The 15,042-nt window shown below is 72.5% G+C and carries 14 protein-coding genes; 8 read left to right on the forward strand and 6 right to left on the reverse strand.

Features of this window, described 5'->3' with window-relative positions:
* Nucleotides 1–241, reverse strand: a 241-nt coding sequence (locus EAO76_RS45575; RefSeq protein WP_222872221.1) for a hypothetical protein, incomplete at its 3' end; no start/stop codon positions are given.
* Here EAO76_RS45575 and EAO76_RS35640 point away from each other — a divergent pair.
* Together EAO76_RS35640 and EAO76_RS35645 are read left to right on the forward strand one after the other, a co-directional pair.
* Nucleotides 240–1,082, forward strand: a complete 843-nt coding sequence (locus tag EAO76_RS35640) for a nitrilase-related carbon-nitrogen hydrolase (protein WP_148840210.1) — start codon at nucleotides 240–242, stop codon at nucleotides 1,080–1,082. The genes EAO76_RS45575 and EAO76_RS35640 overlap by 2 nt on opposite strands.
* Nucleotides 1,079–2,362 (forward strand): aspartate aminotransferase family protein, encoded by a 1,284-nt coding sequence (locus tag EAO76_RS35645; protein WP_148840211.1) that lies wholly within the window; start codon nucleotides 1,079–1,081, stop codon nucleotides 2,360–2,362. Before EAO76_RS35640 ends, EAO76_RS35645 begins: the two co-directional genes overlap by 4 nt.
* 149 nt (nucleotides 2,363–2,511) lie before the next feature.
* Here EAO76_RS35645 and EAO76_RS35650 read toward each other — a convergent pair whose 3' ends face one another.
* Entirely contained in the window at nucleotides 2,512–4,398 is a 1,887-nt protein-coding gene (locus tag EAO76_RS35650) for an alkaline phosphatase family protein (protein ID WP_262375965.1), read from the reverse strand.
* Nucleotides 4,399–4,789: 391 nt separating this feature from the next.
* Between EAO76_RS35650 and EAO76_RS44960 the strand changes: the two genes are divergently transcribed.
* From EAO76_RS44960 to EAO76_RS35665, 4 genes are all read left to right on the forward strand, one after another.
* Nucleotides 4,790–4,945 carry a hypothetical protein gene (locus tag EAO76_RS44960; protein ID WP_187438890.1) on the forward strand — a complete coding sequence of 52 codons (156 nt, stop codon included), beginning with the start codon at nucleotides 4,790–4,792 and terminating at the stop codon, nucleotides 4,943–4,945.
* Nucleotides 4,946–5,081: 136 nt separating this feature from the next.
* Entirely contained in the window at nucleotides 5,082–6,473 is a 1,392-nt protein-coding gene (gene hydA / locus EAO76_RS35655) for a dihydropyrimidinase (RefSeq protein WP_148840212.1), read from the forward strand.
* Nucleotides 6,474–6,616: 143 nt separating this feature from the next.
* Entirely contained in the window at nucleotides 6,617–7,636 is a 1,020-nt protein-coding gene (locus tag EAO76_RS35660) for a TIGR03842 family LLM class F420-dependent oxidoreductase (RefSeq protein WP_148840213.1), read from the forward strand.
* 168 nt (nucleotides 7,637–7,804) lie between these two features.
* The gene (locus EAO76_RS35665; protein WP_148840214.1) at nucleotides 7,805–9,355 is read left to right on the forward strand and encodes an NCS1 family nucleobase:cation symporter-1; all 1,551 of its coding nucleotides are present in this window, start codon (nucleotides 7,805–7,807) and stop codon (nucleotides 9,353–9,355) included.
* Here EAO76_RS35665 and EAO76_RS35670 read toward each other — a convergent pair.
* The gene (locus EAO76_RS35670; protein ID WP_148840215.1) at nucleotides 9,293–10,636 is read right to left on the reverse strand and encodes an MFS transporter; all 1,344 of its coding nucleotides are present in this window, start codon (nucleotides 10,634–10,636) and stop codon (nucleotides 9,293–9,295) included. The two genes, EAO76_RS35665 and EAO76_RS35670, sit on opposite strands and share 63 nt — an antisense overlap.
* Before the next feature lie 357 nt (nucleotides 10,637–10,993).
* On the opposite strand from EAO76_RS35670, the gene EAO76_RS35675 reads away from it, so the two are divergent.
* Nucleotides 10,994–11,770, forward strand: a complete 777-nt coding sequence (locus EAO76_RS35675) for an ATP nucleotide 3'-pyrophosphokinase (protein ID WP_148840216.1) — start codon at nucleotides 10,994–10,996, stop codon at nucleotides 11,768–11,770.
* A gap of 18 nt (nucleotides 11,771–11,788) precedes the next feature.
* On the opposite strand, the gene EAO76_RS35680 is transcribed toward EAO76_RS35675, so the two are convergent.
* A complete protein-coding gene (locus tag EAO76_RS35680) occupies nucleotides 11,789–12,562 on the reverse strand; it encodes a hypothetical protein (protein WP_148840217.1) in 774 nt (257 codons plus the stop codon).
* A 261-nt stretch (nucleotides 12,563–12,823) separates the two neighbouring features.
* On the opposite strand from EAO76_RS35680, the gene EAO76_RS35685 reads away from it, so the two are divergent.
* Nucleotides 12,824–13,165 carry a hypothetical protein gene (locus tag EAO76_RS35685; RefSeq protein ID WP_376037118.1) on the forward strand — a complete coding sequence of 114 codons (342 nt, stop codon included), beginning with the start codon at nucleotides 12,824–12,826 and terminating at the stop codon, nucleotides 13,163–13,165.
* On the opposite strand, the gene EAO76_RS35690 is transcribed toward EAO76_RS35685, so the two are convergent.
* Both EAO76_RS35690 and EAO76_RS35695 read right to left on the reverse strand, forming a co-directional pair.
* Entirely contained in the window at nucleotides 13,149–14,255 is a 1,107-nt protein-coding gene (locus tag EAO76_RS35690) for a nucleotidyl transferase AbiEii/AbiGii toxin family protein (RefSeq protein ID WP_222872222.1), read from the reverse strand. The two genes, EAO76_RS35685 and EAO76_RS35690, sit on opposite strands and share 17 nt — an antisense overlap.
* Entirely contained in the window at nucleotides 14,252–14,914 is a 663-nt protein-coding gene (locus EAO76_RS35695; protein ID WP_148840219.1) for a hypothetical protein, read from the reverse strand. Before EAO76_RS35695 ends, EAO76_RS35690 begins: the two co-directional genes overlap by 4 nt.
* Nucleotides 14,915–15,042: the final 128 nt, after the last annotated feature.

Raw genomic sequence — 15,042 nt, forward strand, 5'->3', positions numbered from 1 at the left:
TTGGAAAGCAGGTGCTGTTCCCGGCCCCGCCGCCGCGGCCCGGGAACAGCACCTGCTTTCCAAGGGTGAGACCGGGGGAGCGTGTGGACCGCACGGGTGTGAAACATGATCGACTCCGCCGGTTCACGGCGATGGTCTTGCCCCGCTGTGTGGCGGGGCTTACGTTCTCCTCTACGTCCGTGTCTACGGGCGTAGAAAACGCGTTGAGGCTCTCTGACGCCGCGTCGAAGGAGCAGCTCATGTCCCAAGTCGTACGCGCCGCACTCGTCCAGGCGACCTGGACCGGCGACACCGAATCCATGATCGCCAAGCATGAGGAACACGCACGCGAGGCCGCCCGTCAGGGTGCGCAGATCATCGGCTTCCAGGAGGTGTTCAACGCCCCCTACTTCTGCCAGGTGCAGGAACCCGAGCACTACCGCTGGGCCGAGGCCGTGCCCGACGGGCCGACCGTCCGCCGGATGCAGGACCTCGCCCGGGAGACCGGCATGGTGATCGTCGTGCCGGTCTACGAAGTCGAGCAGTCGGGCTTCTACTACAACACCGCCGCCGTGATCGATGCCGACGGCTCCTATCTCGGCAAGTACCGCAAGCACCACATCCCGCAGGTCAAGGGCTTCTGGGAGAAGTACTACTTCAAGCCCGGGAACGTCGGCTGGCCGGTCTTCGACACCGCCGTCGGCAAGGTCGGCGTCTACATCTGCTACGACCGCCACTTCCCGGAGGGGTGGCGCCAACTCGGGCTCAACGGAGCCCAGTTGGTGTACAACCCGTCGGCCACCTCGCGCGGCCTCTCCGGTTATCTCTGGCAGCTGGAACAGCCCGCCTCGGCCGTCGCCAACGAATACTTCATCGCCGCGATCAACCGCGTGGGCCAGGAGGAGTACGGCGACAACGACTTCTACGGGACCAGCTACTTCGTCGACCCGCGCGGCCAGTTCGTCGGCGAGGTCGCCAGCGACAAGGAGGAGGAACTCGTCGTCCGCGACCTCGACTTCGGCCTCATCGACGAGGTCAGGCAGCAGTGGGCGTTCTACCGGGACCGCCGCCCCGACGCGTACGAGGGACTGGTGGAGCCGTGAGCAGTCTGCACGACCGCCATCTCGCCGTCTGCCCCGACTGGCTGGCGCTCTATTACAAGAAGCCCCTGGAGATCACCCACGGCGAGGGCCGCCACGTCTGGGACGCCGACGGCCGGCGCTACCTCGACTTCTTCGGCGGCATCCTCACCACCATGACCGCCCACGCCCTGCCCGAGGTGACCAAGGCGGTCGCCGAGCAGGCGGGGCGGATCATCCACTCCTCCACGCTCTACCTCAACCGGCCGATGGTCGAGCTGGCCGAGCGCATCGCCGCGCTCTCCGGAATCCCGGACGCCCGGGTCTTCTTCACCACCTCCGGCACCGAGGCCAACGACACGGCCCTGCTGCTCGCCACCGCGTACCGCAGGTCGAACCAGATCCTCGCGATGCGCAACAGCTACCACGGCAGGTCCTTCTCCGCGGTCTCCATCACCGGCAACAACGCCTGGTCGCCCACCAGCCTGTCGCCGTTGCAGACGCTGTACGTGCACGGTGGCGTCCGCACCCGGGGGCCGTACGCGCACCTCGGTGACGCGGAGTTCGTCGCGGCCTGCGTGGCGGACCTGGAGGACCTGCTCGGCCACACCCGGACACCGGCCGCGCTGATCGCCGAACCCATCCAGGGCGTCGGCGGGTTCACCTCGCCGCCCGACGGGCTGTACGCGGAGTTCCGCCGGGTCCTCGACCGGCACGGCGTCCTGTGGATCTCCGACGAGGTGCAGACCGGCTGGGGCCGCTCCGGCGAGCACTTCTGGGGCTGGCAGGCGCACGGCAGGAACGGGCCGCCGGACATCCTCACCTTCGCCAAGGGCATCGGGAACGGCATGTCGATCGGTGGTGTCGTGGCCCGCGCCGACGTCATGAACTGCCTGGACGCCAACTCCATCTCGACCTTCGGCGGTTCCCCGGTCACCATGGCGGCGGGCCTGGCCAACCTCTCGTACCTGCTGGAGCACGACCTCCAGGGCAACGCCCGGCGGGTCGGCGGGCTGCTGATCGAGCGGCTGCGGGCGATCGGGGCGGGTTCGGAGCACGTGCGGGAGGTGCGCGGCCGGGGCCTGATGATCGGCATCGAGCTGGTGCGGCCCGGCACCGACGAGGCGGACCCGCAGGCGGCCGCGGCGGTGCTGGAGGCGGCCCGGGAGGGCGGCCTGCTCATCGGCAAGGGCGGCGGCCACAACACCAGCGTGCTGCGGATCGCGCCGCCGCTCTCGCTGACCATCCCGGAAGCGGAGGAGGGGGCCGAGATCCTGGCCGAGGCCCTTCGGTCGGTGGCCTGAGACCGGGCGGGCCGGTGCGGTGCGGGCGGATCGGTGCGCACCGCACCGGTCGGCCGACGAGGGTGGACCGGTGCGGCCCGGCCCGCCGGCGTCGGCGGGCCGGGCGGCGGACGGGCCCCGGCCGGTGGCTCAGGGGCCCGCCCGGCCGGTCAGCCGCGGTGGCCGGTGGGGCGGGTGAGGTCCAGGCCGCGGACCGGGTCGAGCTCGCCGTGGTACGCCAGGTCCCGGTGGCGCACCTCGGTGATCCTCAGCGACGCCTCGGCGACGCCCCGGTCCACCGTGACCTTGAAGCGCACCGAGCCGTCCTTCTTCGTGGTGCCGGTCAGCTCGCGCACCGTGCCGCCGGCCGTCAGCTCGGCGGTGACCTCCGCGCCCTTCACCGGCGCGCCCTGCGCGGTCGTCACGACGCCGTGCGCGGTGACCTTCCAGGCCGCGTCGGTACCGGGCCGGCCGAGCAGTTTGCTCTCGGCCGTCAGCGAGGCCACGGCGAGCTGCGACGGCGGGGCGGGCTGGTCGAGGGCGACCCGGTCCACCGTCCAGAAGGCGCTGTTCGTGCCGGTGTAGCGGAAGCTCAGCCGGGCCGTCCGCGCACCCGCCGGGACGGTGAGTCCGATGCGCTCGACGGTGTTGCTGTCGGACCGGTAGGACTTCACGGGCTGCGGGGCGCCGCCGTCGTACGAGACGTACACGTCACCGGTCTGCGGGCCGTCGACCCGGTAGTTCGTCGCGTACGAGACGGTCGCCGTCGCCGCGCCGTTCAGCTCGTACGCGGGGCTGATCAGGGTGGAGTCGAACTGCCCGGCGTCATGCGCCTTGTCGTCCCACTCGTCGGAGTCGGCGACCGCGAACACGTCGCGGGCGCGGACGTTCGTCTCGCGGCCCTGGCCGCGCTCGGCGTCGGACCAGAACTCGTCGGTGGCGAAGGCCCAGCCGCGCCACTCGGTGACGCCGCCGGCCGGCATCCGCGAGTTGTCGATGGACCAGCCCCCGGGCGCGGTGTTCGTCCACCCCCTGGCGTCGGCCGGGAGCTTCGTCTCGTCGACGGGCCCGCGCAGCGAGGGGCGCAGCGCGTCGAAGGCATCCGTCCCCGGCTCGGCGAGCGAGGTGCCGTCCAGGTCCCAGGCGGGGTCGGTGGCGACGCCCTCGTGGCGCAGGACCGTGGGCGCGATGTCGGTGATCTTGACATCGTCGCGGACCGAGCCGGGCCGGATGTCCTTGCCCTTGGCGATCACGAACGTGCCGCGCTCCAGCGGGGTGTTGCCGCCGTGTCCGCCGGTGGGGGTGTGGCCGTGGTCGGCGGTGACGACGACGAGCCAGTCCTCCTGCGCGTACGTCGGCCGCGAGGCCACCGCGTCGAGCAGCCGGCCCACCTGGGCGTCGGCGGTGTTCAGGGCCTTGAGGTAGGCGGCGCTGGAGGAGCCGGTGCTGTGGCCCGCGCCGTCGACCTCGTCGAGGTGGACGAAGGTGGAGTCGGGGTTGCCGTGCGCGAGGTAGTCGGTGGCCCTGGCGGTGGTGCCCTCGTCGTTGCCGCCCGCTATCCGCAGATCGGTCCTCGCCCCGAAGACGGTCCGGGGGATCGGGCTCCAGGTGCCGACGACCAGGGTGGACGTGGCCGGGTCCGCGGTCTCCAGCCGGGTCGCGTAGTCCGGGTAGCGGTCGTAGTTCGGGTTCGTGAAGTCGTTGTCCTTCACGTTGTGCTTGTCGGGCCAGACGCCGGTGGCGATGGAGGACCAGCCGGCGCCGGAGACGGTCGGGGCCATCGGGTTGGCGTACAGGTTGCTCCGGGCGGTCAGTCCGTCGGCCATCAATCGCTCGATGCGCGGTACGTCGGCGCGCGAGAAGGCGTCGAAGGTGGCGCCGTCGATGCCGATGACCAGGGTCTTCGCCTGCTTGGTACCGGACGGCAGACCGGCGTACGGGGCGGCGGACGGCGATGCGGGGCTCTGGGCGCGGGCGGCGGTGGTGGCGAGCGGCAGGGCGACGGCGGCGACGGTTGCGGCGGCCAGCACCGTACGCGCGGAGCGCGACAGGGACACGTGATCCTCCGGGATCGGTCGAGGGGCACCGGACAACGGGGGGCGTCCGGTGGTGTGTTCGAGGCTGGCCCTCGGTGGTGATCGGATCACGCCGCGTACGGGACGGGCGCATGAACCGTACTCGACATCTGGACCAGACCCGTCATCAATTCGTTACCCACGAGCGGGCCCGCGACTCCCCGGCCGCTCCGCGCGCGCACCCGCACCGGCCCGCGGACGGCGCCGGCCCACGACGCGTTGTGGGCCGGTGGAGTGTCGGGCGGATGAAACAGAAACGTCTTCAGCGGTTAGCGGCAGCGGTATTGCCACAGTGGGTAACCCACTTCTACGTTCTTCATCACGCACCTCATCTACGTGCGTAGACCCATTCCGCCACAGTGAGGAGGGGTACATGAGCCGCGCCGTCTTCCACGGCGGTCCCACCGGCGTCGCGCCCGACGGGAGCCGTGCCGCCGTACGCACCGGGGGCGCCCGCGCCGTGCCCTTCGCGGCACACGGCATCCGCGCCGCCGACGCTCTCGGCACCGGCCCCCGAACCGCCGGGTGAACACACGGGCGGACGGGGCCGCCGACCGGCCGCTGCCCGGACGCCCGTGTGTTCCGACCGGCCGGGCCGTCCGCCGCGGCACGGCCGGAGGCAGCCGTGTTCCCCGGCGGACGCGATGTGAAGGGACTTGTGAGGTATGACTCGGACTCTGATTACCGGTGGCCTTGTGATCACGGCCGCCGAGGAGCTGCACGCGGACGTGCTGATCGAGAACGGCCGGGTGGTGGCGCTGGCGACACCGGGCAGCCAGCAGTGGACTGCCGACCGGGTCATCGACGCGTCGCACAAGTACGTGATCCCGGGCGGGATCGACGCGCACACGCACATGGAGATGCCGTTCGGCGGCACCTTCGCGTCGGACACGTTCGAGACGGGCACGAGGGCCGCGGCCTGGGGCGGCACGACCACCGTCATCGACTTCGCGGTGCAGTCCAAGGGGGCGGCGCTGCGGGAGGGGCTGGACACCTGGCACGCGAAGGCCGACGGCAACTGCGCCATCGACTACGGATTCCACATGATCGTGGCGGACGTGAACGAGTCGACGCTGAAGGAGATGGACGGGCTCGTCGAGGAGGGCGTGAGCTCGTTCAAGCTGTTCATGGCGTACCCGGGGGTCTTCTACTCGGACGACGGGCAGATCCTGCGGGCGATGCAGCGGGCCGGCGGGAACGGCGGGCTGATCATGATGCACGCGGAGAACGGCATCGCGATCGACGTGCTGGTGGAACAGGCACTGGCCCGCGGCGAGACCGACCCGCGTTACCACGGAGAGGTCCGCAAGGCGCTGCTGGAGTCGGAGGCGACGCACCGCGCGATCAAACTGGCGCAGGTCGCCGGCTCGCCGCTGTACGTGGTGCACGTTTCGGCGCAGGAGGCGGTGGCCGAGCTGACCCGCGCCCGGGACGAGGGCCTGCCGGTCTTCGGGGAGACCTGCCCGCAGTACCTGTTCCTGTCGACGGACAACCTCGCCGAGCCCGACTTCGAGGGCGCGAAGTACGTGTGCAGCACGCCGCTGCGGCCCAAGGAGCACCAGGCGGCGCTCTGGCGGGGCCTGCGCACCGACGACCTCCAGGTGGTGTCGACGGACCACTGCCCGTTCTGCTTCTCCGGCCAGAAGGAGATGGGCCGCGGCGACTTCTCCAGGATCCCCAACGGGATGCCGGGCGTGGAGCACCGGATGGACCTGCTGCACCAGGCGGTGGTGGACGGGCACATCTCGCGGCGCCGCTGGATCGAGATCGCCTGCGCGGCACCGGCCCGGATGTTCGGCCTGTACCCGAGGAAGGGCACCATCGCGCCGGGCACGGACGCCGACATCGTCATCTACGACCCGGCCGCCGAACAGACCCTCTCCGCCGAGACCCACCACATGAACGTCGACTACTCGGCGTACGAGGGCAAGCGGCTGACGGGGCGGGTGGAAACGGTCCTGTCGCGCGGCGAACCCGTCATCACCGAGCGGGAGTTCACGGGCCGTGCCGGGCACGGCGTGTACACCCCGCGCGGTCTCTGCCAGTACCTGGACTGACCGGTCCGGCACGCCGGGTGCCGTGGGCGGCGCACCGCCCGCGGCACCCGGCGCCGGCAGGCAAGCAGACACGTGTGGATCGTCCGGCGGTCCGCGGCGCGACCGCGACCGCCGGTCCGGACTCGACCAATGAGGGGCCTCACATGGACTTCGGACTCGTCCTGCAGACCGACCCGCCCGCCTCGGCCGTCGTCGGCCTGATGCGCCGCGCCGAACGCAACGGCTTCAGCCACGGCTGGACCTTCGACTCCGCCGTGCTGTGGCAGGAGCCGTTCGTCATCTACAGCCAGATCCTCGAACACACCGAGAACCTCGTCGTCGGCCCGATGGTCACCAACCCGGGCACCCGCACCTGGGAGGTGACCGCCTCCACCTTCGCCACCCTCAACGACATGTACGGCAACCGCACCGTCTGCGGCATCGGGCGGGGCGACTCCGCGATGCGCGTCGCCGGGCGCAAGCCGAACACGCTCGCCCGGATCAGCGGGGCGATGAGGACGATCCGGGCCCTGGGCCGCGGCGACGAGGCCGACCTCGGCGGCACGGTCATCAAGTTCCCGTGGGTGCGGGAGGGCGCCGAGGTCCCCGTGTGGATGGCGGCGTACGGGCCCAAGGCGCTGAAGATGACCGGCGAGGAGGCCGACGGCTTCATCCTCCAGCTCGCCGACCCGTTCCTCACCGAGTACATGGTGAAGGCGGTGCGCGACGCGGCCGTCGCCGCCGGGCGCGACCCGTCGGAGGTGAAGATCTGCGTCGCCGCGCCCGCGTACGTCACGGCGGACGACTCGCCCGAGGCGCTCGCCCACGCCCGGGAGCAGTGCCGCTGGTTCGGCGGCATGGTCGGCAACCACGTCGCGGACCTGGTGGAGAAGTACGGCTCGGACTCGGGCCTGGTGCCGCAGGAGCTGACGGACTACATCAAGGCGCGCGACGGGTACGACTACGCGCACCACGGCCGCTCCGGGAACCCCGACACGAAGTTCGTGCCGGACGAGATCGTGGACCGCTTCTGCCTGATCGGCCCGGTCGGGACGCACCTCGAAAGGCTGCGCGCGCTGCGGGACCTGGGCGTCGACCAGTTCGCGCTGTACGCGATGCACGACGCGAAGGAGTCGGTGATCGACGAGTACGGACAGCACGTCATTCCCGCACTCGACGCCTGACGGACGGCCCGTCCCGACCAGCGCACACCGCCCGCACCCCGGCCACCGTTCCTCCGCCCACCGGCCGGGGCCCGACCGGGCAAGGCAGTTCACGGCACCCGCACGGCCATGTTCCTTCGTTCCCCGTGAGCCCGTCGGGCCCGCGGCATCCCATCGAACGGACTGCCCATGACCAACACCGTCCCACCCCCGTCCCCCTCCTCCCCGATACCGGCCGGAGGGGCGGGCGTCGAACTCCCCGCCGACGCCTACCCCTCCGGCAGCCGATACGCCAACGAGGACCTGCGCCCCGTCCCGGTCGCCGAGCGGCGCTGGACCACGTACAACTTCGTGGCCCTGTGGATCGGCATGGCCCACTGCATCCCGTCCTGGACCCTGGCCTCCGGTCTGGTCGCGCTCGGCATGGACTGGAAGCAGGCGGTGCTCACGATCGCGCTGGCGAACGTGATCGTGCTGCTGCCGATGCTGCTGACCGGGCACGCCGGGCCGAAGTACGGCATCCCCTTCCCGGTCCTGGCCCGCGCCTCCTTCGGGATACGCGGCGCGAACCTGCCCGCCATGGTGCGCGCCGCGGTGGCCTGCTGCTGGTTCGGCATCCAGACCTGGATCGGCGGGCAGGGCATCTTCCTGCTGCTGGGGAAGATCTTCGGCGGATGGGCCGACGCGGGGAAGGTCGGCAGCTACCCGTGGACGCTGTGGCTCTGCTTCGTCCTGTTCTGGGCGCTCGAACTCGCCATCATCTACCGGGGGATGGAGACCCTGCGGCGCTTCGAGAACTGGGCGGCGCCGTTCGTGCTCGTCGGCGCGGCGGTGCTGCTGGTCTGGATCGCGAACAAGGCGGGCGGCTTCGGCCCGCTGCTGCACGAGCCGTCGAAGGTCGGCTGGGGCGCGGACTTCTGGAAGGTCTTCTTCCCGGGGCTGATGGGCATGATCGGCTTCTGGTCGACGCTGTCGCTGAACATCCCGGACTTCACCCGCTTCGGCAAGGGACAACGCGCCCAGGTGTGGGGGCAGACCCTCGGCCTGCCGACCACGATGACGGCGTTCGCGCTCATGTCGGTGCTGGTGACGGCGGGTTCGGAGAAGGTGTACGGGGCGGCGATCTGGGACCCGGTCGAGCTCGCGGCCAAGACGGACAGCGTCTTCGGGCTGCTGTTCGCCCTCGTCACCGTGTTCGTCGCGACGATCTCCGTGAACATCGCGGCCAACGTGGTCTCTCCCGCGTACGACCTGGCGAACCTGGCGCCGAAGCTCATCAACTTCCGCACCGGCGCGCTCATCACGGGCGTCGTGGGTGTGCTGATCATGCCGTGGAAGCTGACGTCGACGCCCGAGCTGTACATCTTCACCTGGCTGGGCGTGGTCGGCGGGCTGCTCGGCACGGTGGCCGGCATCCTGATCGCGGACTACTGGATCATCCGCCGGACCGTGCTGCACCTCGCCGACCTGTACGTGGCCGGAGGGCGGTACTGGTACACGCGCGGCTGGAACTGGCGGGCCGTCGCCGCCTTCGTCGTCGGCGGCCTGCTCGCCGTCGGCGGGTCCTACTCGACGCTCGACGCGGAGGGGAACAAGGCCGGACCGTTCCCCACCGACGGCCTCGTCCCGTTCCTCAAGCCCCTCGCGGACTACGGCTGGGCCGTCGGGCTCGGGGTCTCACTGGTCGTGTACGTGGCGCTGACGGCGGGAGCGGGGCGGCGGACGGCCGACGGCGGCTGAGAGCACGGGCACCGGTCCGGTCCGACGGGCGGCCGGTGTCAGCCGTCCACCCGGGAGCGAGGGGCCGGTGCCGACCCCCCCGCTCCCGGCCACCGGTGCCGTACCGGTGGTACGGGGGCGCGGCTCGACCGCCGGGGCCGCGAAGGCGGCGCAGGCGACACAGACCAGGACGACGGACATGGCGGCCCGCAGGCCGATGTGGTCGCCGAGGAAGCCGAGACCGGGCGGCCCGACGAGGAAGGCGAGGTAGCCGATGGTGGCGACCAGACCGACCCGGGCCGTCGGGCCGGGCCCGGATTCCCCCGCGGCGGTCAGCGCGAGCGGGAAGCCGAGCGAGGCGCCCAGGCCCCACAGCAGCACCGCGGCACCGGCCAGGACGGCGCTGTCGGAGACGATGACGACGAGCAGACCGAGCGCGCCGAGGGCGGCACTGGCGCGTACGACGGCGGTGCGCCCGAAGCGGTCCAGGAAGAACGCCCCGGTGAAGCGGCCCAGGGTCATGGCGGCGGCGAACCCGGCGTAGACGAGTGAACCGGTCGTGGCGTCCACGCCGTGGCCGTCGACCATCAGCAGGGGCAGCCAGTCGTTGGCGGAGCCCTCGGCCAGAGCCATGGCCAGCACGATCGCGCCGATGAGGAGGAGCTTCCCGTCCTTCCACACCGCCGGGTGCGGTCCGTCGTCGCCCTGCCCCGCCCCGCCGGGCGCGATGCGGCCGGTGCCCGCCGGGACGGCGCGCATCGCGTACAGGAAGAGCCCGGTGGCGAGCAGGGTGATTCCGGCCAGGTGCCAGTGCGCGGGCACCCCGGCGGCGGTGACCGCCATGCCCGTACCGGCCCCGAGAACGGTGCCCAGGCTGAAGCAGCCGTGCAGCGCGGGCAGGGTCGTCGTACCGCTGATCCGCTCGACGTCCGTGCCGTCGACGTTCACGGCCACGTCACTGGTCCCCATCCCCGCCCCGAACGCGCAGAGGCCCGCCGTCACCACGGGTACGGACGCGGCGGCGCTGCCCGCGCAGATCGTGGCCATCCCGATGAGGAGCAGCAGTGTCCCTCCGGCGATGACGGGCCGGGTTCCGTACCGGGAGACCAGCCGGCCCGAGGAGACGATGCCCAGCATCGAGCCGAGCGACAGGCCGAACAGCACCAGGCCCATCTGCGCCGTGGACACGCCCAGCCGGTCCCGGATCTCGGGCGTGCGCGTCACCCATGACGACATCGAGATCCCGGCGAGCAGGAAGAGCAGGAACAGCGCCTGGCGGCGCCGGGGCACGGCGCGGTACATGAGGGTGCTTCTCCGGGGAGCTGGGAGACGGGGAGGGACCGGGGGACGAGAGGGAACGCCGGGGCTGGTTCCCGTCCGGTCCGGACCAACGTACATGCTCGCCCCCCGTTGATGAAAGCGCATACAAAATAATGTCCGGCACCTCGCGCACCGGCCTCGGAGCGCCGGGACCGCGCCTTCGGCACCCGCTCCCGGCGGCGGGCGGCCTCCTCGCCGGCGGGCCGTTCGGGGCTTTTGGCCGGACGCGGACGGGTGAAAGATCCTCCGGCCGGTCGACAGGCCAACACCCCGTGCCCGTACCGCCCGTTAGGCGTCGCGTCGAACCGAACCCCCGCTGTCCACGGAGGAACCGCACGCATGAACATCACCCGCACCGTCACCCGGGCCGCGATCACGGCGGCGCTCGCCGCCGCACTCGGCGGGGCCGCGACGCCCATGGCCGCCGCGGAGACCTCCCGCGCCACCGCGGCCGAGCCGGGGGAGGGATGGAAGGGCGAGGACGGGCTGAGCCTGGACGCGGCCGACAACGAGCGCGTCGACGCCTACCTGGAAGGGGCCGGGCGGGCGGAGCGCGGCATCAGCCCGCAGGTGCGGGCCGCCGCGTGGGCGACCGGGGCGGAGGTGATCGGATTCGAGAACCGGCTGAAGTCCCCCGACTCCCTCAAGCGGAAGGTGGCCACCTCGCTGCGCGAGCAGCCCGGCCGGAACGTCGACGCCGTGCTCGCCACGCTGTCCGACGCCGTCCGCTACACCCTCCGGTGGCGCGACGAGGAGTACACCACCGGTGTCACGAACGTTTCCCACCTGCTGGCCGGCTGGGGCAACACCAGCACCAAGTGGTCCAACACCTGGGGGCGGGGCCAGGGCTACAAGGGCCTCAACACCGGCTGGCGCGCACCGCGCACGGGCCAGCTGTTCGAGGTCCAGTTCCACACCCCCGCGAGCAAGAACGCCCAGGAGGTGACGCACAAGCTGTACGAGGAGCAGCGCCTGCCGGGCACCGGACCCGAGCGCAGGAAGGAACTCCAGGCGCAGCAGGACGCCGTCTTCGCCGCGGTACCCGTGCCCGACGGCGCCGACCGGCTGACCGCTCCCGCCGCACCGGCCCGCCCGGAGTCCGTGCCCATGGCCTGAGCCCCCGCGGGCCCGGGGTCACACCGGCGCGCTCGTGCGGCCCAGCAGGGCGCCGATGTCGTAGGTCTCGTCCGGGGGCGGCGTGGTCGTGGGCACCGGCTTGTCGAAGGCCGAGAAGCCCACGACCGCGTCGGCCCCGTCGCCGCGCACCGTGATCCTCAGCGGGTACGGCTTGCCCGTGGCCGCGACGTACGTCGTCAGCGTCCGGTCGTCCCTCATCCGGGTCAGCGGGATCACCGGAGTCCCGGCGAGGGTGGTCTTGTGGCCCTTGTTCAGCGTTCCCCGGTCGTTGTCCGCGTTGTCGGCGACCAGCTTCCGGAACGTGTCCAGGTCGCAGCCGTCCGCCAGGCCGCGCAGCCGCGGATCGTCGGCCGAGCCCTTCATGTAACGCCCGTGGAGGATCGCGGCGAAGGCCGGACCGCCGCCCGGGACCTGGTTCTTCCAGAAGTCCGCGTCCGGCTTGACCCAGACGTCGTCGCCGCGCTTCACGATCCGGACCGAGCCCTGGTTCCTGCCGAGGCCCACCGAGCCGTTGCAGTTGCCGTCCCGGTCCAGGGTGAGCTCCAGCGTCATCGGCGGGCCGCCGTCGCCGAGGTCGCCGCGCGCGCTGAGGTGCAGGGAGCGGACGCTCAGCAGGGCGTCGCGGGAGCGGTCCGCGATCTGCTGCGCGGAGAGGTCGTCGATGCCGTCGTCGGCTCCCGCCACGCCCCCGCCCAGGACGCCGCCGGTGATTCCCAGCGCGATGACGGCCGCCCGGACGGCCCGGCGCGTGCGGTTGCGTCGACCGGTCACGTCGCCTCCCTCGTAGGGCCCGTCGGGCCCGTTCAGGTGTGCGGACCCGACGGTTCCGAGAGTACGCCGGGGGCGGATCGGCCGCGCGGTGGAGGAACGCGGCGGGAATGCACACAGCGTGACGTTCTGCCCGGTTTTGCGTCACGGGGAGCGGGGACGGTTGTCGGCGTACCGGCCCGCCGTCGCCGGAGCCGCCGCGGGCGGGCCCGCCGGCGCCGGACCGCCACCGACGAGGAGGAACGGGAACACATGAAGCTGTCGATGGGAAGCGCGTCCGGGGCGATGCTGCGGGGCGTCGTCGTGACGGGAGCGGCCGCCGCGCTCGCGGTGCCCGCCACCGCCGCCACCGCCCTGACGCCCCCGGCCACACCGCCGGGCCTGTCCTGCGAGACCGGAAAGCACGAGATCGACGACTACACCGGCTTCGCGCTGTGCCGGAACAACGGCAGCACGACGCAGACCTTCTGGGTGCACCTGGTCTGCGGCTGGTCCCCGGACGCGGACGGCGAACACGTCACGCTCAACCCCGGCCAGTCCGGCCAGTCCACCGCGCACTGCGGCAGCCTGGGCACCGGGATCGGGGAGATCACCGTCCAGCCGTAGGACGCGTTCCGCGGGCGGCGTCGTCCCCCAGCAGGCGCGGCAGCGCGTCCGCGAGCCGCTCCCGCAGCCGGTCGGGCCCGCCGTCCACCCACGGGTGGGCGGCGTGGAACGCGGCCCAGTCCACCGGCCAGTCCAGCACCGTCCGGGGCGTGAACCCCTCCGCGTGCGGGCCGAGCACGGTGCGCAGCAGGCGGAGCGAGAGCCGTGTCGCGGGGTGCTCCGCGAGCAGCACCGCGTCGTACAGGTCCTTGGTCGCCGACCGGCCCTCCGCCTCCTGGTCCTCGGCGAGCCACAGCAGCTTCCAGGCCAGCGAGAGCCCCGGGTCCGCGGTGCGCACCGGTGTCGGCGGGCCGCCGTCACCGCGCGGGCAGGCCGTCCACACCGGGGCCCGGGGCAGCCGCTCGTCCCGGGCGAAGTCCATCCCCAGCTCGCCCGGCGGCAGCCCGTCGGCCTGCCAGGGCACGACGACCCGCACACCGGGCGTCTCGTACTCCCGGTACATCCACGTGTCGTCCGCCCGCACCCGGTCCGGATCGATGCGTATCCCCTCGGGCGGCGGCGGACCGGCCGTCAGGGCGGCGACGACCTCGGCGAGGGCGGAACGGGGCGCGTACATGCCCCCGAAGTCCTCGCACCCCCCGGATCCGTCGGACTCCTCGGAGTCGTCGAGCTCCTCGGACTCGATCCAGCGCAGCCCCTCGGGCGCGAGCAGGGGCCGGGCACCGGCGGTCTCGTGGCACTCCTCGTCCGTCCACAGCTCGGGAGCGGCCGCTCCGTGCGCGGCCTCCGGCCAGTGCTGGACCGTCTCGATCCCGGAGACGTACGGGTAGGGATCGAGACGGTCGACGAAGTCCTCCGCCGACGGCCCGAACATGATCCAGTCCAGGTCGCCCGGCTCCCGCGCCGCCGCGCCCACCCACGCCCGGAGCGGGAAACTGCCGCGCAGCACCAGCCGGTCGCCCCACGGCGACCGGGCGATCACGCGCAGCAGATGGTCCTGGGCGGCGCGCCGGGCGGCCCGCCAGCGCGGGGCGAGCTCCGGGTCGTCGAACGTCGGCTCCCCGGGAACGGGGCGGTCGACCGTACTCACGGCGCCACCTCGACCCGCTCGTCGATCCAGCCCGCGTCCACCGCCGGATGGTCGTCGTGCACCACGAACTCCTCCTCGGTCTCCAGTACTTCGAGCCCGGCGTCGTCCAGCGCGCGCAGGAGCGCGTCGAGCCGGGCCCGGGCCCCGGGCCGGCCCACCGCGCGGCAGCGCTGCGTGACGAACCGCTCGTGACGTCCCCGGCCGTCGGTGCGGCGGGCGTTGCGCGACAGGTGCGCGCCGTGGCGCTCGGCCGCGGCCCGTGCGGCGACGAGGTCGGACTCGCCGGAGAGCAGCAGCTTGACGTGGTGCTCGAAGTGGCAGTCGGGGGACAGCGCGGCGGCCTCGTCGGCGGTCCGGGGCACGTCCTCGTTCCACGGCGCGGCCTCGATCTTCACCCGGACGACCGGGAACCCCGCCGCGCGCAGCGCCTGCGCGCGGAGCCCCGCGGCGGCCCGCCGCCCGGAGAGCGAGCCCCGGCCCCGCTCGGTCAGCATGGGCTGGTCCGGCACCGCGCCGCGGTCCAGGACGATGCGGGTGAGCTTCAGGCCGTGCCGCCGGGCCCAGCGCGCCAGCCGGGCGTCCTCCTCCGCGCCGTCGGCACCGGGATCGAACCGCACCGTCAGATGCGTCTCGAACTCGCCCTCGAACTCCGCTTCCACACGCCCTCCAGCAGTGCCTTCGCCACTCGCGCCCGGACCGTCCCGGCCCGTTCCCACCGGCAGAACGTAACAAGCGGCACCGACACTCCCCGGCCCCTCCCCGACGCGCCGCCCGGCGCACCGGCCGG

Source organism: Streptomyces sp. sk2.1 (assembly GCF_008120935.1).
Lineage (GTDB): Bacteria > Actinomycetota > Actinomycetes > Streptomycetales > Streptomycetaceae > Streptomyces.

Coding starts and splice junctions, on each gene's coding strand:
- EAO76_RS35640 (WP_148840210.1), top strand. CDS start 240: ATGTCCCAAGTCGTACGCGCCGCACTCGTCCAGGCGACCTGGACCGGC.
- EAO76_RS44960 (WP_187438890.1), top strand. CDS start 4,790: ATGAGCCGCGCCGTCTTCCACGGCGGTCCCACCGGCGTCGCGCCCGAC.
- hydA (WP_148840212.1), top strand. CDS start 5,082: ATGACTCGGACTCTGATTACCGGTGGCCTTGTGATCACGGCCGCCGAG.
- EAO76_RS35660 (WP_148840213.1), top strand. CDS start 6,617: ATGGACTTCGGACTCGTCCTGCAGACCGACCCGCCCGCCTCGGCCGTC.
- EAO76_RS35665 (WP_148840214.1), top strand. CDS start 7,805: ATGACCAACACCGTCCCACCCCCGTCCCCCTCCTCCCCGATACCGGCC.
- EAO76_RS35670 (WP_148840215.1), bottom strand. CDS start 10,636: ATGTACCGCGCCGTGCCCCGGCGCCGCCAGGCGCTGTTCCTGCTCTTC.
- EAO76_RS35675 (WP_148840216.1), top strand. CDS start 10,994: ATGAACATCACCCGCACCGTCACCCGGGCCGCGATCACGGCGGCGCTC.
- EAO76_RS35685 (WP_376037118.1), top strand. CDS start 12,824: ATGGGAAGCGCGTCCGGGGCGATGCTGCGGGGCGTCGTCGTGACGGGA.